The following is a 20,614-nucleotide window of genomic DNA, read 5'->3' on the forward strand; positions in this document are numbered from 1 at the left end:
GACAAGCAAGTCTGAGTAGTAAAAATCTTGATTGAACAAAAGCAATCAAGTGTTTAGTTAGATTAAGTAACGGCTTAAGTGTTAAACGGAAATTGTAAAAACACTTGAGGTTGTATAGTTAAGTGACTAAGCGTACAAGGTGGATGCCTTGGCAATCAGAGGCGAAGAAGGACGTGCTAATCTGCGAAAAGCTCGGATGAGTCGATAAGAGGCGTATAATCCGAGATATCCGAATGGGGAAACCCAGTAGATGAAGAATCTACTATCTTATTATGAATCCATAGTAATAAGAGGCAAACCGGGAGAACTGAAACATCTAAGTACCCCGAGGAAAAGAAATCAACCGAGATTCCGTAAGTAGCGGCGAGCGAAAGCGGAGGAGCCGTCAGTGATAGCAGTGTATTAAGAAGAATCAACTGGGAAGTTGAACGAAACAGGGTGATAGTCCCGTATTCGAATAGTGCATTGTGGTACTAGGCTGACAACAAGTAGGGCGGGACACGTGATATCCTGTCTGAATATGGGGGGACCATCCTCCAAGGCTAAATACTCCTGATTGACCGATAGTGAACCAGTACTGTGAAGGAAAGGCGAAAAGAACCCCGGCGAGGGGAGTGAAATAGAACCTGAAACCTTGTACGTACAAGCAGTGGGAGCCCCATCACTCAATCGTATTGAGTGGTAGCAATTCCAAAGGAAATAACCGCACTTTAATGGTTAATTTTTGCGAAGCAAAAATTCAACCATCCCCAATAAGCAGTGGGATTGAGTGATGGGGTGACTGCGTACCTTTTGTATAATGGGTCAGCGACTTATATTTTGTAGCGAGGTTAACCGCATAGGGGAGCCGAAGGGAAACCGAGTCTTAACTGGGCGATATAGTTGCAAGGTATAGACCCGAAACCCGGTGATCTAGCCATGGGCAGGTTGAAGGTTGGGTAACACTAACTGGAGGACCGAACCGACTAATGTTGAAAAATTAGCGGATGACTTGTGGCTGGGGGTGAAAGGCCAATCAAACCGGGAGATAGCTGGTTCTCCCCGAAATCTATTTAGGTAGAGCCTTGAGCGGACACCTTCGGGGGTAGAGCACTGTTTCGGCTAGGGGGCCATCCCGGCTTACCAACCCGATGCAAACTGCGAATACCGAAGAGTGATACTCAGGAGACACACGGCGGGTGCTAACGTCCGTCGTGGAGAGGGAAACAACCCAGACCGCCAGCTAAGGTCCCAAAGTTTATATTAAGTGGGAAACGAAGTGGGAAGGCTTAGACAGCTAGGATGTTGGCTTAGAAGCAGCCACCATTTAAAGAAAGCGTAATAGCTCACTAGTCGAGTCGGCCTGCGCGGAAGATGTAACGGGGCTCAAATATAGCACCGAAGCTGCGGCATCAGGATTTATCCTGTTGGGTAGGGGAGCGTTGTGTAAGCGGAAGAAGGTGAATCGAGAGGTTTGCTGGACGTATCACAAGTGCGAATGCTGACATAAGTAACGATAAAACGGGTGAAAAACCCGTTCGCCGGAAGACCAAGGTTTCCTGTCCAACGTTAATCGGGGCAGGGTGAGTCGGCCCCTAAGGCGAGGCTGAAAAGCGTAGTCGATGGGAAACGGGTTAATATTCCCGTACTTGGTAAAGCTGCGATGTGGGGACGGAGCAGGTTAGGCAAGCAAGGTGTTGGAAATCCTTGTTTAAGGTCGTAGGTGGGAAGTTTAGGCAAATCCGGACATCCTTAACACCGAGAGCTGATGACGATTGTCTACGGACAAGAAGTTGCCGATACCACACTTCCAGGAAAAGCCACTAAGCTTCAGGCTTTACTAAACCGTACTGAAAACCGACACAGGTGGTCAGGTAGAGAATACTCAGGCGCTTGAGAGAACTCGGGTGAAGGAACTAGGCAAAATAGCACCGTAACTTCGGGAGAAGGTGCGCCGGCGTAGATTGTAGTGATTTACTCACGAAGGTTGAACCGGTCGAAGTGACCCGCTGGCTGCAACTGTTTATTAAAAACACAGCACTCTGCAAACACGAAAGTGGACGTATAGGGTGTGATGCCTGCCCGGTGCTGGAAGGTTAATTGATGGTGTAATCGCAAGAGAAGCACCTGATCGAAGCCCCAGTAAACGGCGGCCGTAACTATAACGGTCCTAAGGTAGCGAAATTCCTTGTCGGGTAAGTTCCGACCTGCACGAATGGCATAATGATGGCCAGGCTGTCTCCACCCGAGACTCAGTGAAATTGAAATCGCCGTGAAGATGCGGTGTACCCGCGGCTAGACGGAAAGACCCCGTGAACCTTTACTATAGCTTGACACTGAACCTTGAATTTTGATGTGTAGGATAGGTGGGAGACGTTGAAGCGGTAACGCCAGTTATCGTGGAGTCGGCCTTGAAATACCACCCTTTAACGTTTGATGTTCTAACGAAGAATCCGAAACGGGTTCTCGGACAGTGTCTGGTGGGTAGTTTGACTGGGGCGGTCTCCTCCCAAAGCGTAACGGAGGAGCACGAAGGTTTGCTAATGACGGTCGGACATCGTCAGGTTAGTGCAATGGTATAAGCAAGCTTAACTGCGAGACGGACAAGTCGAGCAGGTACGAAAGTAGGTCATAGTGATCCGGTGGTTCTGCATGGAAGGGCCATCGCTCAACGGATAAAAGGTACTCCGGGGATAACAGGCTGATACCGCCCAAGAGTTCATATCGACGGCGGTGTTTGGCACCTCGATGTCGGCTCATCACATCCTGGGGCTGAAGTAGGTCCCAAGGGTATGGCTGTTCGCCATTTAAAGTGGTACGCGAGCTGGGTTTAGAACGTCGTGAGACAGTTCGGTCCCTATCTGCCGTGGGCGTTGGAGAATTGAGAGGGGCTGCTCCTAGTACGAGAGGACCGGAGTGGACGCACCACTGGTGTACGGGTTGTGTCGCCAGACGCATTGCCCGGTAGCTAAGTGCGGAAGAGATAAGTGCTGAAAGCATCTAAGCACGAAACTTGCCTCGAGATGAGTTCTCCCAGTCTTTAAGACTGTAAGGGTTGTTTAAGACTAAGACGTAGATAGGCACCATGTGTAAGTGTTGCGAGACATTGAGCTAAGGTGTACTAATTGCCCGAGAGGCTTAACTATACAACGCTCAAGTGTTTTTGGAGCGGATTAACTAAATAAGAAAGCTTAAGAGCGTTCAGGAAAGATTTTTCAGCTTGTGGACAATTTAATAAAACGGATGAAGTCAAATAAGACGGAAGACGAAGAAAAGGAAATGAAGAACGGATAGGTAGAGAAGAGAGAGAATTAAGGTTATCGAAGAATTATCCCGGCGGCGATAGTGCGGTGGTCCCACCTGACCCCATACCGAACTCAGAAGTGAAATGCCGTAATGCCGATGGTAGTGTGGGGTCTCCCCATGTGAGAGTAGGGCACCGCCGGGTTCAAATAAAACAGCAAGCCCCTTGGACTGATAAAGTTCGAGGGGTTTTTGTTTTTGGGCTCATCACTTACTTAGACTCACTTACTTTTTACCCCTTCTTTTACTTACCGAGAGTGAAAATGCGCGTTGAATACTCCCCCCTGATGTCTCTGTCCTATTTATTTTTAATCAATCCTTTGATGATAGATTTTTATGACTAAATGTAGCCAATAGTTCAAACAGCAAGTCGTTGAATTTTATTTTAACTATCACGAAAATCTTACACAAACTTGGTGAGAAAATACCGTGCTTACCGTGGTAAGGTTGGCAATATCGCGCCAAACCCATTACAACGGAATTTCACTGCCAACCAACCGAACGAAAGTTGTCTCATCGATATCACGGAAATCAAAGTCAAAGACAGCAGTAAGTGTTTTGTTCAACACTCAATTGAGGAAAATCGGCTAATTCATTTAAGGTTATGACAGGCAAGAGTTTGTCATAAAGTGTATCGACATATTCGTATTTTTTCTGTGAATTGCTTTCTTGTAAGGCATCTTTGACTTTATTCCAAAATTCAGTTTTAATTATTGCTTTAAATGTGATTATTTTTGATAACGAATTAAACCTTCTTGCTGTGTGGTTGCGATCAATTTTCCGCTTTGTGAGAAAATTTGCCCGCGTGCCAAACCACGCCCGCCAAGGGCATTATTGCTTTCAATTGCATGTAAATGCCAGTGATTTAAATCGAATGGACGGTGAAACCAAATACTGTGATCAATAGTGGCAACTTTCATACCTGGTTGTAAGAAACCTTTTTGATGAGGGTGAAGTGCGGTCAAAATACAATGAAAATCTGAAAAATAGGCGAGTAAACATTGTTGAATTTTCAAGTTAAGCGGCGCATTGCCGTGGGTTTTAAACCACACATATTGTTCCGCCGGTAATGTTATTCCGTTAAACGGGTTATTTAGATATTTTGTGTGTACGTCAAAAGGTTGCTTGGCGGAAAATTTTTCTTTCAATGGGCTGGACAAGTTTAGCGCCAGTTTTTTTCGCATTTCATTTTCATCAATAAAACTTTCCGGTAACCCGACATCGGGCATTGTGCTTTGGTGATCAAAACCCTCTTCAGGTGTTTGGAAAGAGGCGGTGATGTGGCAAATAGGTTCTTTATGTTGAATGGCTTTCACGCGTAATGCGGAAAAATTTCTGCCTTCACGTAAGGTTTCCACATCATAAATAATCGGATATTGGCTGTCGCCCGGAGCAAGAAAATACGCATGGCATGAATGTAAAATACGATCTTCCGGTGCAATCTGCATTGCTGCAGAGAGAGCTTGTGCCACCACTTGCCCGCCAAAAACTTGACGAAGCCCCAAATCTTGGCTTTCTCCGCGAAAGATTAAATCATCGATTTTTTCTAATTTTAAAAGTTCAATTAATTGATTAAGCGTATTTGACATTGTTTTTTCCAAGCCGGTTAAAAGTGCGGTTTATTTTAGCGGAGTTTTGTAGGGATACCAAAATACCGGAGATAAAAGGGAAAAAATACTCGGTATGATGTATCACTTGTAACAAAACATTATAAGTTGCGTTAGTCGAAGCCGTAACTCACTAAGTAACAAAATTTAATGATGAAACGGTGCGTTACGGTTTCGCCTAACGACATCCTACCCTAAGAAATCTCGGAGATAAAATTCTCTTTGTGCAAGTGATACATAATACCGAAATATCGTTAAAATCGACCGCACTTTTTCTTATATTTCACCGAAATCTGTATAATAGCGCATTTTTGTAAAGAGAAGAGGAAAGATAACTTGAATAAATGTATTGTGAAGCCTGAAACCTTACCGCAATTTATTCGTGAACAAACCACAGAGGGAAATGCCTTTGGGCTGCTTGAGGGATTAATCCGATTGTTGCGTGAAAGTGCAACGGAACAAATCGTGCCGAATCTCCGCTTAATTAAAAGAATTTTAAAACAGGATCGTGAATTAGGGCATAAAGTGGCTACATTATTGATTGACCGACTATGTAGCTTGCGTTTATATCCGCTTTTTATTAGTAGTGGTCTTTTGCCGCGAGAGGGCTTTTCACGAGAAATGAAAACGCGTATTTACGAGCGTTTTAATCCGGCTTTCAAAGATACAAATGACCTGCGTGATATTTTCTATTTATTGTTTAATGATAAAAATGATGCTCGTTGGATTGATGTCGTTCCGTTGAAAGAATGGCGTGCCTTGTTTGGCTTATTAGCACGCTATACGGAAAAAAGAGATCGTGAACGCCTGTATAGCCATTTTCAAAATGAAGGTTTATTTGCCATTAAAATGCTTTCCATTTGGATTGCCGCGGAAGATATGGAACCGGAATTGATGCGTATGGAACCTTCCTTGTTAAATGCAGATTCACCTTTTGTCGCATTACATCGGGAGATGATGGATTGGCTACAAGCACGCAGCCAAGGAGAAGTATTTGATGACAGCCATTTGCAAGTAATGTTCGAACAATGTCAGCAGTTAATAGAGCGCTTGCAAAAACGTGGTGCTATCGTGGGCTCCTCACTTCACGTTGCTTATTTATTAGAACGTCTTTCGCAAACTCTTGAACGATTAGAAAAATTGATGGCGATCTTTGTATCAAACCGCTATTTGCCACGCAGAATATTACTCTTGGTCGGGTGTTTTGCGAGGGCGGCTGCGGAACAGCATAGTATTTCCCGTTTATGGAAACAAAGTTCAAAATTGATTGCCCGTAGTATTACGCAAAATGCAGGTGATCATGGTGAACATTATATTACGCGTAATCAAAAAGAATATTGGGCGATGTTTTGTTCTGCCGCCGGCGGTGGCGTGCTGATTGCATTGATGGCGTTATTTAAAATCTATTTAGGCAGTGTGATTGATGATAAGGTTTGGAGGGGAATTGCCGAAGGGCTAAATTACGGTTTAGGTTTTACATTAATTTTTATGCTGCATTTTACCGTAGCGACCAAACAACCGGCGATGACTGCCGCCCGTTTTGCCGAAGCGGTGGAGCGGAATTCACAAGATAAAATCTTGAATATGAAATTGGCACAGCTATTGGTGGATGTATTTCGTTCGCAAAGTGTAGCCGTGTTAGGGAACGTGATAGTTGCGATGACATTGGCAGCGTTAATCGCTTTCGGTTATCAACATCAAACGGGTGAAGGCTTACTGAATCAATCTCAAATTTATTACCAACTGCACAGCATAGATCCCCTTGCCGGAACCTTATGGTTTGCGGCGATTGCCGGTGTTTGGCTATTCTGTTCCGGGATTATTTCAGGTTACTTCGATAATCGCAGTAATTATTTGAACGTGCGTATGCGCTTACGTCAGCATCCGCTTCTTAAAGCCGTGATGAGTGAGGCGAAACGCGCTAAACTTGCCGATTATATGCACGAAAATTATGGCTCAATTGTAGGGAATCTTTGTTTTGGTCTTTTACTTGGATTAACCGGCGTTGTCGGCTATTTAACCGGTTTGCCGTTAGATATTCGCCACGTAGCTTTTTCTTCCGCTAACGTTGGTTATATTGCCGTAAGTGGGCATTTTGAAGCTATATTTTTATTACAATGTATTGCCTTTGTGCTATTGATCGGTTTGGTCAACTTAATCGTCAGTTTTTCCTTAACGCTTTGGTTGGCATTACGTTCTTTGAATACGGAAATTGAGAGTTGGTGGGCAATTTGGCGTGAAGTAGGACGCATCATAAAACAACGCCCATTGAGTTTATTCTTACCAATGCAACTTGAACAATAGAAAAAACGGTATTATGCAGCAATTGCACAAATATTGTTAAACAACGATTGCGTAGGGTAGGCAAATTTTTTGCCCACCGATTCAAAGAGATAATTTCAATGGTGGGCAACTTGTTGCCCACCCTACTTTTCTTTTACCGGTTCAGCTTGATAAATAGAGAAAGGGGCTAATTTATTTTAGCCCCTTGTTCTAAATTTCAATTTCTTTGGAAATCAATACTCATTTATTGCTCATTGCATCTAAAAAATTAATAAGGTTGCGTTTCTGAGAATGTGATAAGTGAGCCCAATGGTAATCTAGCCGTAGTTTTAGTGCATCCGTTCGTAAGGGGGTATAACGGGGTTCATTTGAGAAAGTCAAATTTTCTGCTTTGGTGTCAATAAAAAAATACAGTGTTATGTGCGGGATAAGATATTACTAAAGCCTCACAAAATCAGATTATTTCAATGTTATACATTTGAAAATTATCACTTTCAATCGCACTTTTTTGATGTTTATTTCTTGATAAAAATTAGTTGTTTTATTGTTACTAAGAAAGTATAGTCTTTGTGGTGAATATTTCACCTTGTATAGGAGAAAAAATATGCAACGTTATTTAAAGAAAACCTTAGTATCATTATTATTATCGACAACGGTGTTGAGTTCTCAGTGTAGTTGGGCAAAGGCTTTACCGACGATATCAAAAGCGGCTGAACGTTATGATAGTACTACTGATATTTTTCATCCTGTGTATTCTCAAAACGGAATGGTTGCATCAGAGCAGACACTGGCAACTCAGGTCGGTATTGATATCTTAAGACGAGGCGGAAATGCAATTGATGCAGCGGTAGCAGTTGGGTTTGCTCTTGCTGTTGTACTACCTAATGCGGGTAATATTGGCGGTGGTGGTTTTATGGTTTTACATGATGCGAAGACAGACAGTAATTTTTCTATTGATTTTAGAGAAACCGCTCCATTGAGTGCTTATCGTGAAATGTATTTAGATAAAAATGGAAATGTAGTAGATGGTAAATCCTTATTTACCCATTTTGCGGTTGGTGTACCCGGTACGGTATCTGGATTAGAGCTAGCATGGAAAAAGTGGGGCTCATTACCTTTCGATACATTAATTGAACCTGCAATTAAATTGGCGGAAGAGGGTTTTTTAGTTAGTGATACACTTGCTAATTTATTGAAAACGGAGCAGGAGGTTTTGGGTAAATGGGAAAGTAGCCGTAAAATTTTCTTTAAAGAAAATAGACCGTTAATGAGCGGAGAACTATTAGTACAAAAAGATTTGGCAAATTCATTAAAACTTATTGCGAAGAAAGGTTCAAAGGTTTTTTATGAGGGGGAAATTGCCGAAAAAATTGTTCGTGAGATGGAACGACATCACGGGGAAATTACTCTTGAGGATATGAAACAATATAAAGCGGTTGAGCGTCAACCGATTGAAGGTAATTATCGTGGATATAAAATTGTGACAATGCCACCACCAAGTTCCGGTGGTATTCATTTGGTGCAAATTTTTAATATGTTGGAGAATTATCCACTTGCCGATTTTGGGGTAAACAGTGCGAAAACGATCCACTATTTGGCTGAAACAATGAAATTGGCTTATGCAGACCGCTCTGAGTACCTAGGGGATCCGGATTTTGTGAAAATTCCGGTTGAAGGATTAATTTCCAAAATGTATGCCAAAGAACTGATCCAAAATATTGACGAGTATCAGGCTCGTAAAGGGGAAAATATTAAGCCGGGTAAGCCACAACCGTACGAAAGTGATCAAACAACCCATTACTCGATTATGGATAAAAACGGTAATGCTGTAGCGGTAACTTACACCTTAAATTTAAATTTTGGTAGCGGTATTGTGGCAGAAGGAACCGGTATTTTACTAAATAATGAAATGGATGATTTCTCGGCAAAACCCGGAGTAGCTAATGCGTTTGGGTTAATCGGCGGTACAGCGAATGAGATTGAGGCTAAAAAACGTCCACTTTCTTCAATGACACCAACCTTAGTTTTGAAAGATAATAAACCTTGGTTGGTTACAGGTAGCCCGGGCGGTGCACGTATTATCACGACAGTTTTACAGAGTATTTCCAATGTGATTGATCATGATATGAATCCGGCAGAAGCAATTGTTTCACCAAGAGTTCATCATCAATGGGTTCCTGATGAACTACGTATTGAGGAAGGAATTAGCCCTGATACGTTATCCATACTCAGAGATAAAGGACATAAGGTTAAACTTAAAGCTCCAATGGGGAGAGTGCAAATTATTCAGGCTCAAGACGGTGGGTTCTACGGTTACTCTGACCCGCGTAATCCAGATGGTAAAACGCTTGGGTTTTAATACCTAGCATAAGAAAATTAACTTCCCCATTCGGTTATCGAACGGGGATTTTTTTATTTTAGGATTAAAACCGGTTTATCGCCATATTTTGCCACCCGTCTCGTGTTGTTGCTTAATCCTTTTGCATTAGGTTTGCTGCTGGCGAGCATAAGGGTTAAATCAACATTTTTTTCATCGGCGATACGGTTGATTTCTTCGTAAATCGTGCCGTGAGCGACAATGTGTTGAACTTTAGTATTCGGCGGAAAATGTTTTTGGGTAAATTCGTGTAGCGCTTTATTCACTTCTTCAATGACGGATTTATCAAAATTTTTAGGTAAAAATGCCGAGATAAAACTGTCATCAACGGGCTCTACGATAGCGACTACCCGAAATATGGGCTCCTGTATTTGGGCGGTGAGACGTAAAGCACTTTCGATCACAAATTGTGAGCCTTTCGGATTATTGAGATCAATGGCTAACAGCAATTTTTTATACATAATTTTATCCTTTCTATTTGTGTGCGGAGGATTTTAAAAGCTAAAACAGCCGAAAAACCGACCGCACTTTAATGCGTTATCAATGCGTGTGTTTTTTTCGGCGACGTTGATTCCAGCCGACTGCGGCAATAATCAACAAGCCCGGTATAAACATCCATTCTTTTGCTAAAGAAACCATCGGTAGGGATACGTCGATAATGGTTTGATCCCAATTTAAACCGGCTTTTGCCGCAGGGGAATCCACTTCAACCATATCAATGATGACTTTATCAATTTGTTTTCCTTCTATTTCAATTTTTTCTTGGGTATTTAACAGCGTCAAACCCAGATTTTGTAATCGTTGTTCACTATTTTTTCCTTCAGGCACGGATAGCTGCGAATAAAATGCAATATCTTTGCCATAGGGGTTAGTACCGGATACTTTAAGAAGAATATTTTGTCCGACGGGTATTTTCTCTAATTCTTGTTCCAAGTGTATCGGCTCAATATGGCGTGAAGTCGGGGAAATGTATTCCATAAAAAATCCGGGGCGGAAAACGATGAATGCTCCGAGTATAAGCAATGCGGTTTCCCACCATTTATTTTTTACTAAAAAGTGATTCATTGTTGCAGCTGTGAATGCCAAGATAGCCAAGGTTGATACGATGGCTACCATCGCCCCTTTCGCCCAACCCACATCAATTAATAATAAATCGGTATTAAAAATAAAGAGGAAGGGGAGGATTGCTGTTCTTAGACTATAAAAAAATGCCACTATACCTGTTTTTATCGGATTTCCACCGGACACCGCTGCAGCGGCAAAAGAGGCTAATCCGACAGGTGGTGTTACATCCGCCATAATACCGAAATAAAATACGAATAAATGCACCGCAATCAGTGGAACAATTAAACCGTTTTGTTTGCCTACCTCGACAATGACTAACGCCATTAATGATGAGACTACAATATAGTTAGCGGTAGTCGGTAAGCCCATACCCAAAATGAGACTGAATACGGCAACCAAAACCAACATGAGTAGGATATTTCCCATCGACAATGTTTCGATAATGCCGGATAGTTGAACGCCGAATCCGGTTAGGGATACCACACCGACAATGATACCGGCTGTTGCGGTAGCGATACCGATGCCGATCATATTTCTGGCTCCGGTTTCCAATCCTTGTATCAATGCATTGAAGCCTTCAATAAATTGGGATTTTTTTACCGGTTGGTTGCGGAAATAATGCAATAACGGCTTTTGAGTCACCAAAATGACCGCCAGTGCAATTGTTCCCCAAAATGCGGATAATCCTGGAGAGAGCATTTCCACCATTAAACACCAAATGAGTATGATAACCGGAATTAAAAAATGTAAACCGGCATTAACGGTTGGCTTGGTTGAAGGGAGCTGAACGATAGGTGCATTGGGATCATCAATTTCCAAATCGGGAAATGCAGCGACACGGCGGATTAATAATAAATAAATGACGCTGAGTAGCAAACAAACGATGAGGAAAGCATAATCGGGGGTGACGGTTTTTATCCAACCCAAACTAAAATGAGTAACAAGGCTTAACCCGATAACGACTAAAAGTGCGGTCATTATTTTCAATAAGGTTATTAAAATAGGGCTTGGTTGGTCTGTGCGAGATAAGCCTTTTAGGTTCATTTTTAAGGCTTCTAAATGTACGATATAAACCAATGCAATATAGGAAATCAATGCAGGTAATGCGGCATGGGTGATGAGTTGGCTATATGGCATATTGACATATTCAATCATCAAAAATGCTGCAGCCCCCATGACCGGAGGCATAATTTGCCCGTTTACCGATGAGGCGACTTCTACCGCACCGGCTTTTTCCGCAGAGAAACCGACTCGTTTCATCATTGGGATGGTAAAAGTACCTGTGGTAACGACATTGGCAATCGAAGAGCCGGAAATTAATCCTGTTAAGCCTGAAGATACCACTGCTGCTTTCGCCGGGCCTCCACGTAGATGTCCCAAATAGGCAAAAGCGGTCTTAATAAAATAGTTGCCTGCGCCGGCTTTATCTAACAATGCACCGAATAGTACAAATAAAAATACATATTTGGTTGATACCCCTAAAGCCACACCGAATACCCCTTCGGTTGTTACCCATTGTTGATTCACCATTTGTGATAATGTGCCTGAACGATGGCTGATAATCCAGTCTGCAGGTAGAAATTGACCGAAATAGTTATATAACAAAAATACCGAGGCAATAATGACTAATGGTAATCCAAGACTTCTACGGCAAGCCTCAAGTAATAGCAGTACTCCTAAGCAGCCGGCGATAATATCTTGCGTATTGGGCGCACCAAAGCGAGTGACCAGGCTTTCATAGAAGAAAATGTAATAGGTACCTAAAAATGCGCCTAATAAGGCAAACAACCAATCGTGATAAGGAACTCTTTGCTTGGGAGAATTGGCGAAGGCGGGAAATGCTAAATAAGCGAGGAATAGTGCAAAAGCCAAATGAACGGAACGGGCTTTGGTATCATCAATGACAACATTTAATTCCCACCCCCAAGTCCGAATGATTTCTTGTAGCCAAAATGGGAAAGGAGAAGTGTAATAGAGCTGGAATACGGACCATAAAATGGCGGTAATTATAATCAGTTTTTTGGTGAAACCTTTTGGATTTCGTCCGCCTGCATCGTTTGATGCCACCATATCTTGCAGATCGTCATAATCTATTTTTTCAGATTTTAGCGACATAATAAAACCCTCCGAAAATAAAATATTAGCTGATAAACATAAAAAGGCAGGGGCTAGCCTGCCTAAATATTAAGTAAAACGGATTATTTTAACCAACCCCGTTCTTTATAATAACGAATAGCCCCCTCGTGCAAAGGTGCGGATAAGGCATTTTTAATCATTTCCTCTTCTTTTAGGTTTGCGAATGCAGGGTGTAATCGTTTGAAGCGATCAAAATTATCGAATACTGCTTTCACCACAGCATAAACACTGTCCGCATCGACATCAGCGGAGGTAACTAACGTGGCATAAACCCCGAAGGTTTCTACCGGATTATCCGTTCCTTTATATAACCCACCGGGAATTGTTGCTTTGGCGTAGTAAGGATTATCTGCAACCAATTTATCAATTTCCGCACCTGTAATCGGGACCAGATGAGCATTACAGGATGCAGCCGCTTCTTTTAATGCACCGTTCGGATGACCGACGTTATAAGTAATCGCATCTAAATTGTTATCGCACATTACTGATGCCATTTCTGAAGGTTTTAATTCAGAGGCGACTTTAAATTCTTTATCCGACCAACCTTTTGCCGCCAAAATGACATTCATCGTGGCACGCGTGCCGGATCCCGGATCACCGACATTTACTCGCTTACCTTTTAAATCATCGAATTGTTGAATAGCAGAATCGTCACGTGCCATTAGGGTAAATGGCTCAGGGTGAATAGAAAAGATTGCACGAAGTTTATCGTTTTTCTTACCTTCAAAAGAACTTGTGCCGTTATAAGCATGATATTGCCAGTCTGATTGCGCAATCCCCATTTCCATTTGATTAGCGGCGATTGCGTTTAAATTTGCAACTGATGCACCGGTTGAGGGGGCATTACATTTAATTTGTGTTTTTGCCGTATCACGATTAACCAGCTGACAAATAGATTGTCCGACAACATAGTAAACTCCTGTTTGCCCACCGGTACCGATGGTAACAAATTTGTCAGCGGCTTGTGCGGATATTGCACCCATTGCTAATACTGCTGCAAGAGAAAAAGCGAAATATTTTTTTGAGATAATTTTCATAGATAAGCCCTCTTATGTAGAAGTTTTTTGGGAATGTTGTGATGCAACGATTACAAAATATACTGGTTTTCTAAGGCGCGCAATCGTTTTCTTTTGAAAATATGAGCTATTTCACATTTTTTTAACATGGTAACTTTTCTTTAACTGGATATAAGTGCGTTAATCTGAACTTTGAATCCCTTGCATTTTCCATTTGATGCAGTTATTCATCCGTTTCTATCTTTGATAGAAAGGGTTTCTTACTTTAATTTTTTTCATTTTGGAGTATCATATAATTCATTCAGTTTACAATTTTTATGCTTTTTTCTAATGAAGCCCACATTTCTTGAAATTCGACATCTTAAAACACTCCTTGCTTTAAAAGAAACCGGTAGCGTTTCTGCCGCCGCTAAACGGGTTTATCTCACTCAATCTGCGCTTTCTCATCAAATAAAACTGATTGAAGAGCAATTTGGTCTGCCTTTATTTGAGCGTAAAAGTAATCCCCTGTGCTTTACCACAGCGGGGGAGCGTCTGATTCGTCTTGCAAATGAGGTGATGCCGAAAGTGATTGATGCTGAGCGGGATTTGATTCGTGTCAAGCACGGTGATGCCGGACAGTTGCGTATTGCGGTGGAATGCCACACTTGTTTCGATTGGTTAATGCCGGCAATGGATGAATTTAGGGAGCATTGGCCTTTAGTTGAATTGGATATCGTGTCAGGTTTTCATACGGATCCGATTGGATTGTTGCTTTCTCATCGAGCTGATTGTGTGATTGTATCTGAAGTTGAAACCAATGATGATGTGATTTTTAAACCGCTTTTTTCTTATGAAATGGTGGGGATTTGCGCAAAAGATCATCCCTTAGCGACAAAAGAAATTTGGGAAGCGGAAGATTTTGCAGATGAAACTTGGGTAACTTATCCCGTATCGGACGATATGTTGGATTTATTGCGTAAGGTGTTGAAGCCGAAAGGCATTAATCCTACACGTCGAACAACGGAGCTTACTATTGCTATGATTCAGTTGGTTGCAAGTCGCCGAGGCATTGCAACGGTGCCTTATTGGGCGGCATTGCCTTATTTGGAAAAAGGCTATGTGGTGGCGAGAAAAGTAACCCACGAGGGGTTATTCAGTGATTTGTATGTGGCGATTCGTAAGGAAGACGAAAGTGTCGGTTATTTAGATGATTTTTATCAAACGGTTAAATCGCAAAGTTTTTCAACCTTACCCGGGTTATCCGTTTTAGAATGAGAGGATAATAAATGAATTTTACTCCTCCACATCCTATTCGTGAGGCGGCCAAGGCTGCCTTTCCTTATAGTGTTCCAATGATAGCAGGCTTTCTTTTTCTTGGTATCGCCTATGGTATTTATATGAAAGCGCTTGGTTTCGGCGTTTTATATCCTATGCTGATGACGTTATTAATTTATGCCGGTTCCGTAGAATTTATCGCGGCGGGAGCATTGATTGCACCCTTTTCTCCGTTAAGTGTATTTCTGATTACGTTAATGGTGAGTGGTCGTCAAATTTTTTATGCCATTTCTATGTTAGAAAAATACGGAGCACAACTTGGCAAAAAGCGTTGGTATTTAATCAGCTCGCTGGTTGATGAATCTTTTTCTCTTAATTATATGGCAAAAATACCACCGCACTTAGATAAAGGCTGGTATATGTTTTTTGTCAGTTTATATTTACATATTTATTGGGTGATCGGTGGAACCATTGGGAACTTGTTTGGTGAAATTCTGCCTTTCGATTTGAAAGGGGTAGAATTTGCGATGACCGCGCTTTTCTTGGTTATTTTTGCTGAAAATTGGTTGAAAGAAAAATCCCACGAAAGTTCTTTAATCGGTTTGGGTATTGCATTTGTCTCATTACTTATTGTCGGAAAAGAACATTTTCTTATTCCCGCTTTAATCGGCATTTGGATTGTTTTAACGGTACGTCGCCCGAAATTAAAGACAAAATTGGAGTCATTAAAATGACCTTAACCGAACAGATTATTACAGTCGGAGTGTGTATCTTAGCGGTACAGCTTACCCGTTTATTGCCATTCTGGATTTTTCCGGCTAACCGTCCGATTCCTGAGTATATTCGCTATCTCGGTAAAGTTTTTCCGGCAGCGATGTTCGGGATGTTAGTCATATATTGTTACAAGAATATTGATATTTTTAATGGACATCACGGCATTCCGGATTTTCTCGCCGGCATATTAGTGCTTGTATTACATTTTTGGAAAAAGAATATGTTTCTCTCCATTGCGGCGGGAACAATCTTTTATATGGTTTTAGTACAAAGCGTGTTTATTTAATTTCTGCTTTTCGGTGAAATAAAAAGGTTTTAAATCGTGAGGTTTAATATTCACCCGATTTTTTGACCGCACTTTTTTAACTTTCAACTTTGCTTTTCTTAGATCAGAAAAACATACGGCAATATATTCATTACGCCGGCAGTGCTTACGGCTAAAATCATTTTAGATGCACCAAACATTAATCCTTGGTTCTCACCTTTATCCCGTTTCACCAAAATATTTGCAAGCGCGGTATTCGCAAACAAGCTGATAATTGAAAAAATCCCGAGGTAAAGAAATACGAATATACTCCCTACCGAAACACAGCGTCGCAAGCAGTAAAAATGGATAACTATGTGTCGTAATTAAACAAAGAATACGCTTTGTACTGCGGTGGTATAAGCAAGCCCGGAGAAGTCAGTATTCGTGCCGTGAAATATAAAGATAAACAAAGAATTAAATGTATGACACTGAAAAATGCCTCTTGATTTTAGTTTATATAAAATGGAAGGATATACCTAAGTCTTTTAGATTAATTTCCGAATAAAAGTGCGGTTAAAAAATTCGGTGTTATGTAAGCAAATGCACAAAGTTGAAATAATATGAACCATGGTAACTGTGTTTATTCAAAAAATTTAACCGATGTTTTATATTTCGAATAACACGGGTGTATCTTCACTGATGTGGCAACGAACCTGTTGTCCCACATTAAAAGCTTCTACACTCTGAACATTGAGGATGGTCTGCTTAAACTGAACCTGATAGTGGTAAAAATGTCCGTAAAAATGTTGGCTCAAGATTTTCGCTTGCCCATTTAAATCGGGGTGAATTTGGATATGTTGTGGGCGAATGAGCCAATCTAATTTCACCTTTTCAGCTACCTCTTGTCCATTGGCAAGGCAAAGTGGGGCGGTGAAAATATGCTCACCCAGTGGGGAAATTAACCGGTTTCCTTCCCGATAACAAGATAGATAATTGGTATTCCCTAAAAACTCTGCCACAAACTTTGTGGTTGGGGTGTGATAAAGCGCCGTTGCCGTGCCGATTTGTAAAATTTTGCCTTGCGCCATTAAGGCTAATTTATCCGCAAAGGCAAAAGCCTCCTCTTTACTATGGGTAACGAAAATCGCAGGGACGTTTTGTTGCTTTAAAATCGCTTTAATTTCCCTGATCATCTTTTGTCGTACTTGGCTGTCAATGTTGGAAAAAGGTTCATCAAGTAAGAGCAGATGAGGCTTACATGCCAAGGCTCGGGCAATTGCCACCCGCTGTTGTTGTCCCCCTGAAAGCTCGTGCGGATAACGATCTAATAGCCTATTTAAACGTACTAGTTCAGCCATTTCATTCACGATCTGTTGTTTTTCGGCGGGTGTTTTTCCGTTCAGTCCAAAGGCGATATTTTCTTGTACGGAAAGATGTGGAAAGAGAGCATAATCTTGAAAAATTAAGCCGATTTGACGATTTTCGGTCGGAATTGACGTAAGATCTTTACCATTTAATAAAATTCGACCGTTTGTAATCGGCTGTAAGCCCGCAATGGCTTTGAGTAATGTTGTTTTGCCGCAACCGCTTGCTCCCAACAAACAGAGAATTTCATTCTCCTGCATGGTTAAATCAAGCTGTTGTAAAATCGGTTGCGAGCCATAATGAACATTGAGGGCGTAAATTTGTAAACTTTTCATTATTCGGTTTTCCGGTTAGAGGTCAGCGAGCGGGTAAGCCACATCACAGGTACAAGCCCTACTAACACTAGTGTAATAGCAGGGAGAGCGGCTTGTTCGAGTTGCTCATCTGAGGTAAAGGTAAAAACGTGGGTAGCAAGGGTGTCAAAGTTAAATGGACGGAGTAAGAGTGAGGCATTTAACTCTTTCATACTTTCAATAAATACCATTAAAAGTGCGGTCAAAATTCCCTTAGAAAGTAGTGGAAAATGGACTTTCCGCAACATCTTCAAACCATTATGGCCCAGTGTTCGGCTTGCCATATCCAAGGCGGGGGAAATTTTGTTCATTGAGGTTTCAATGCCGCCTATCGCCATTGCTGAAAATCGCATCATATATGCTGAGACTAACGCAAACATTGAGCCTGAAAAAATCAGTCCTACAGGGGAAAGCCCAAGCCATTGTAGCAGGCTGTGGAGAAGGTGATCCGCCTGTGAATAAGGGATTAAAATGCCAATTGCCAACACCGTACCCGGCACGGCATAACCGAGGCTTGAAAGTTGTAACCCGAGTCGAGTAATGCGCTGTCGGGAAGGGGATCGTTGCCACATTAATCGGTTAAAAAAATGCAAACATAACGCCAAGGCGACACACAAAAAGGCAGAGGTGAATGATACCAATAAACTATGGGAGGCATACTCCCAAAAACGGCTTGTTGCATTGAGATCAAAATAAAGCACTGCCCAGTAAATCAATTTCCCGAAAGGAATAAAAAACGCCACGCTGACTAACCCCCAGCAATAGCCTTGAGCCAACCATAATTTTAGCCCTGCCAAGGGTTTAAGCGGTTGCGTTTTTTCATAGCCTCGTTGGTAGATTTTTTGGCGGTGGCGGCTGTAGCGCTCTAACATCAGCAAGCTAAAAATTATCAACAGCATTAGTAAAGAGATGTGACTTGCCGAACCTAAATCTCCGAAGCCGAGCCAAGTGTCATATACAGCAGTGGTGAGCGTTGGCACAGCGAAATAGGAGACCGTACCAAAATCTCCCAACGTTTCCATTGCCACCAATGCCGCTCCCACCATCATTGCCGGGCGGATTAACGGGAAAATCACCTGACGAAATAAGCGTCCACGGCCTGCACCAAGCATTTTGGCACTTTGGATTAGGTTTTCCGATTGCTCAAGCAAAGCGACTCGTACCAATAAAAAGATGTAAGGATAAAGCACTAGCGCCAAGATAAAACATGCCCCACCGAGGGTTCGAATGGCAGGAAAATAATAATCTTGAGCCGTTACCCAGCCGAATTGTTCTCGCAAAAAAGATTGAACCACACCCGGATAATCTAGCAATGTGGTATAAAGATATCCGACTAAATACGCCGGCATTGCCAGCGGTAGGCAGAGTAGCCATTGTAGGATTTTTTGTCCTCTAAATTGATAGCAAGAAACAATCCACGCACTTGGCAATGCCAACAACAAACTTAAGCTCACCGTCCCCAGCACTAGCCAAAGGGAATTCAGTACATAATCTACCAGTACCGTTTGCCAAAGATGTTGCAAATGTTGCCAATCGGCTTGCCAGGCTTGATACACAATGGCTGAAATCGGCAACACAAAAAACAAGACTATGAGAAAGGCAATGAAACCCCAGATTTTCGTGTATAAAAAGGAAAAACAATCACGCATTTTAGAAAATCCAAAAGGCGGCTTAATGAATTAAGTCGCCTTTTTTAAACCGGTTTAATTACAGGTCAAATTTTACTTCGTCGATCAATTTCAACGCTTTGTCATAATTTTCTGCAATTTTCTCCAGTGGCATTGTATCTGCTTTGAAACTCCCCCAAGATTGGACTAATTCAGAAGGTTTAATATCTGCTTTTACCGGGTACTCGTGGTTAAGTTTGGCGTATAAACCTTGAGCTTTATTGCCGCTGAGATATTCCACCAATTTCACTGCATTCGCTTTGTTTGGCGCATATTTTGCGACTGCCGCACCGCTAATATTCATATGTGAGCCTTGAGCCTGCTGATTTGGGAAGTTGATATACACGGCTTCCGCCCAGCTACGTTGTTTTTCATCTTCCAACATTTTTCCGAAGTAGTAGCTATTACCAAGAGCATAATCACACACGCCTTCTTTGATTGCTTTCACCTGATCACGGTCGCCGCCTTGTGGTTTTTGGGCAAGGTTCGCTTTTAACCCTTCCAAGAACGATTTCGCTTTTGCTTCGCCATCTTGAGCAATCATTGAGGCTATTAACGACACGTTATAGGCATTTTTCCCTGAACGCACGCACACTTTGCCTTTTAATTCAGGTTTAGCTAAATCGTAATAGGTAAAATCTGCGGGTAATCTGCCCACACGATCTTTTGCGGTATAAATCGCACGGGTACGGGCGGTAAGGGCAAACCACTGATCGTTAGAATCACGATATTGAGCCGGAATATTTTGCTTTAATATCTCGCTTTGCACCGGCTGAGCCAAACCGCTATTTACAATTTCCATCACACGGCTAATATCCACCGTCAGCAACACATCCGCGGGGCTTAGCTCGCCTTCACGTTTTACCCGATCGACCAGACCTTTATCCGCAAAAATGAAATTCACTTTAATGCCTGTATCTTTTTCAAAATCTTTCAAGATCGGCTCAATTAAATAGGGTTGGCGGTAAGAATAGACATTCACTTCATTGGCGGCTAAGGCTGAGCCTGCTACAAAAGCCGAAATCGCAAGGGTAAATGCTGAAAGGGATTTTTTCATTCGTTTCTTCTCCTAATGATCAATGTACCTGCATTACTGTAAAATGAAACCGAGATAAACTCAATAAGAATTATTATCATTATTTAAAAAGTGTGAGATAGATCACATTTTAGATGTAGCAAGCTTTG

General features: G+C 41.9%; 12 protein-coding genes, 2 rRNA genes and 1 pseudogene. 7 read left to right on the plus strand and 8 right to left on the minus strand.

Annotated elements, in window-relative coordinates; translation table 11 throughout:
- Positions 1-116: 116 nt before the first annotated feature.
- Positions 117-3,125: ribosomal RNA gene (locus IHV77_RS10125) — 23S ribosomal RNA — on the plus strand.
- Between the two features lie 186 nt (positions 3,126-3,311).
- Positions 3,312-3,427 (plus strand): 5S ribosomal RNA (gene rrf / locus IHV77_RS10130).
- 583 nt (positions 3,428-4,010) lie between these two features.
- Here the strand turns inward: rrf and tesB are convergent.
- Positions 4,011-4,871, minus strand: coding sequence for an acyl-CoA thioesterase II (gene tesB / locus IHV77_RS10135; protein WP_194811833.1), 861 nt, complete (start codon positions 4,869-4,871; stop codon positions 4,011-4,013).
- 366 nt (positions 4,872-5,237) lie between these two features.
- Here tesB and IHV77_RS10140 point away from each other — a divergent pair, with 366 nt between their 5' ends.
- Together IHV77_RS10140 and ggt are read left to right on the plus strand one after the other, a co-directional pair.
- On the plus strand, positions 5,238-7,193 hold the full coding sequence (locus IHV77_RS10140) for a site-specific recombinase (RefSeq protein ID WP_194813276.1): 1,956 nt from the start codon (positions 5,238-5,240) through the stop codon (positions 7,191-7,193).
- 583 nt (positions 7,194-7,776) lie between these two features.
- Positions 7,777-9,531: a gamma-glutamyltransferase gene (gene ggt / locus IHV77_RS10145; protein ID WP_194811834.1), complete on the plus strand. Its 1,755-nt coding sequence runs from the start codon at positions 7,777-7,779 to the stop codon at positions 9,529-9,531.
- A 53-nt stretch (positions 9,532-9,584) separates the two neighbouring features.
- Here ggt and IHV77_RS10150 read toward each other — a convergent pair whose 3' ends face one another.
- The 3 genes from IHV77_RS10150 to IHV77_RS10160 all read right to left on the minus strand — a co-directional run bounded on the left by IHV77_RS10150 (position 9,585) and on the right by IHV77_RS10160 (position 13,733).
- Positions 9,585-10,010, minus strand: a complete 426-nt coding sequence (locus tag IHV77_RS10150) for a universal stress protein (RefSeq protein WP_194811835.1) — start codon at positions 10,008-10,010, stop codon at positions 9,585-9,587.
- Between the two features lie 79 nt (positions 10,011-10,089).
- Positions 10,090-12,729 (minus strand): TRAP transporter permease, encoded by a 2,640-nt coding sequence (locus IHV77_RS10155; protein ID WP_194811836.1) that lies wholly within the window; start codon positions 12,727-12,729, stop codon positions 10,090-10,092.
- A gap of 83 nt (positions 12,730-12,812) precedes the next feature.
- On the minus strand, positions 12,813-13,733 hold the full coding sequence (locus IHV77_RS10160) for a TAXI family TRAP transporter solute-binding subunit (protein ID WP_232842177.1): 921 nt from the start codon (positions 13,731-13,733) through the stop codon (positions 12,813-12,815).
- A 363-nt stretch (positions 13,734-14,096) separates the two neighbouring features.
- Here IHV77_RS10160 and IHV77_RS10165 point away from each other — a divergent pair, with 363 nt between their 5' ends.
- Genes IHV77_RS10165 through IHV77_RS10175 form a run of 3 tightly spaced genes read left to right on the plus strand, consistent with a single transcriptional unit; the run spans position 14,097 to position 16,083 of the window.
- On the plus strand, positions 14,097-15,023 hold the full coding sequence (locus IHV77_RS10165; protein WP_194811838.1) for a LysR family transcriptional regulator: 927 nt from the start codon (positions 14,097-14,099) through the stop codon (positions 15,021-15,023).
- 11 nt (positions 15,024-15,034) lie between these two features.
- Complete coding sequence (azlC, locus tag IHV77_RS10170; RefSeq protein WP_194811839.1) at positions 15,035-15,757, plus strand: azaleucine resistance protein AzlC; 723 nt, start codon at positions 15,035-15,037, stop codon at positions 15,755-15,757.
- On the plus strand, positions 15,754-16,083 hold the full coding sequence (locus IHV77_RS10175) for a branched-chain amino acid transporter permease (protein WP_194811840.1): 330 nt from the start codon (positions 15,754-15,756) through the stop codon (positions 16,081-16,083). Before azlC ends, IHV77_RS10175 begins: the two co-directional genes overlap by 4 nt.
- 98 nt (positions 16,084-16,181) lie before the next feature.
- On the opposite strand, the pseudogene IHV77_RS11990 reads toward IHV77_RS10175, so the two are convergent.
- From IHV77_RS11990 to IHV77_RS10190, 4 genes and pseudogenes are all read right to left on the minus strand, one after another.
- Positions 16,182-16,418: pseudogene (locus IHV77_RS11990) on the minus strand (MFS transporter); the annotation flags it as partial.
- A 291-nt stretch (positions 16,419-16,709) separates the two neighbouring features.
- Positions 16,710-17,744 carry an ABC transporter ATP-binding protein gene (locus tag IHV77_RS10180; protein ID WP_194811841.1) on the minus strand — a complete coding sequence of 345 codons (1,035 nt, stop codon included), beginning with the start codon at positions 17,742-17,744 and terminating at the stop codon, positions 16,710-16,712.
- Positions 17,744-19,411: an ABC transporter permease gene (locus IHV77_RS10185; RefSeq protein ID WP_194811842.1), complete on the minus strand. Its 1,668-nt coding sequence runs from the start codon at positions 19,409-19,411 to the stop codon at positions 17,744-17,746. The genes IHV77_RS10180 and IHV77_RS10185 overlap by 1 nt, the downstream gene beginning before the upstream one ends.
- Before the next feature lie 58 nt (positions 19,412-19,469).
- The gene (locus IHV77_RS10190; RefSeq protein WP_194811843.1) at positions 19,470-20,486 is read right to left on the minus strand and encodes a Fe(3+) ABC transporter substrate-binding protein; all 1,017 of its coding nucleotides are present in this window, start codon (positions 20,484-20,486) and stop codon (positions 19,470-19,472) included.
- Positions 20,487-20,614: the final 128 nt, after the last annotated feature.

Source organism: Rodentibacter haemolyticus (assembly GCF_015356115.1).
GTDB classification, from domain to species: Bacteria; Pseudomonadota; Gammaproteobacteria; order Enterobacterales; family Pasteurellaceae; genus Rodentibacter; species Rodentibacter haemolyticus.

Coding starts and splice junctions, on each gene's coding strand:
- IHV77_RS10180 (WP_194811841.1), bottom strand. CDS start 17,744: ATGAAAAGTTTACAAATTTACGCCCTCAATGTTCATTATGGCTCGCAA.
- tesB (WP_194811833.1), bottom strand. CDS start 4,871: ATGTCAAATACGCTTAATCAATTAATTGAACTTTTAAAATTAGAAAAA.
- ggt (WP_194811834.1), top strand. CDS start 7,777: ATGCAACGTTATTTAAAGAAAACCTTAGTATCATTATTATTATCGACA.
- IHV77_RS10155 (WP_194811836.1), bottom strand. CDS start 12,729: ATGTCGCTAAAATCTGAAAAAATAGATTATGACGATCTGCAAGATATG.
- IHV77_RS10150 (WP_194811835.1), bottom strand. CDS start 10,010: ATGTATAAAAAATTGCTGTTAGCCATTGATCTCAATAATCCGAAAGGC.
- IHV77_RS10160 (WP_232842177.1), bottom strand. CDS start 13,733: ATGGGTGCAATATCCGCACAAGCCGCTGACAAATTTGTTACCATCGGT.
- IHV77_RS10165 (WP_194811838.1), top strand. CDS start 14,097: ATGAAGCCCACATTTCTTGAAATTCGACATCTTAAAACACTCCTTGCT.
- azlC (WP_194811839.1), top strand. CDS start 15,035: ATGAATTTTACTCCTCCACATCCTATTCGTGAGGCGGCCAAGGCTGCC.
- IHV77_RS10175 (WP_194811840.1), top strand. CDS start 15,754: ATGACCTTAACCGAACAGATTATTACAGTCGGAGTGTGTATCTTAGCG.
- IHV77_RS10185 (WP_194811842.1), bottom strand. CDS start 19,411: ATGCGTGATTGTTTTTCCTTTTTATACACGAAAATCTGGGGTTTCATT.
- IHV77_RS10190 (WP_194811843.1), bottom strand. CDS start 20,486: ATGAAAAAATCCCTTTCAGCATTTACCCTTGCGATTTCGGCTTTTGTA.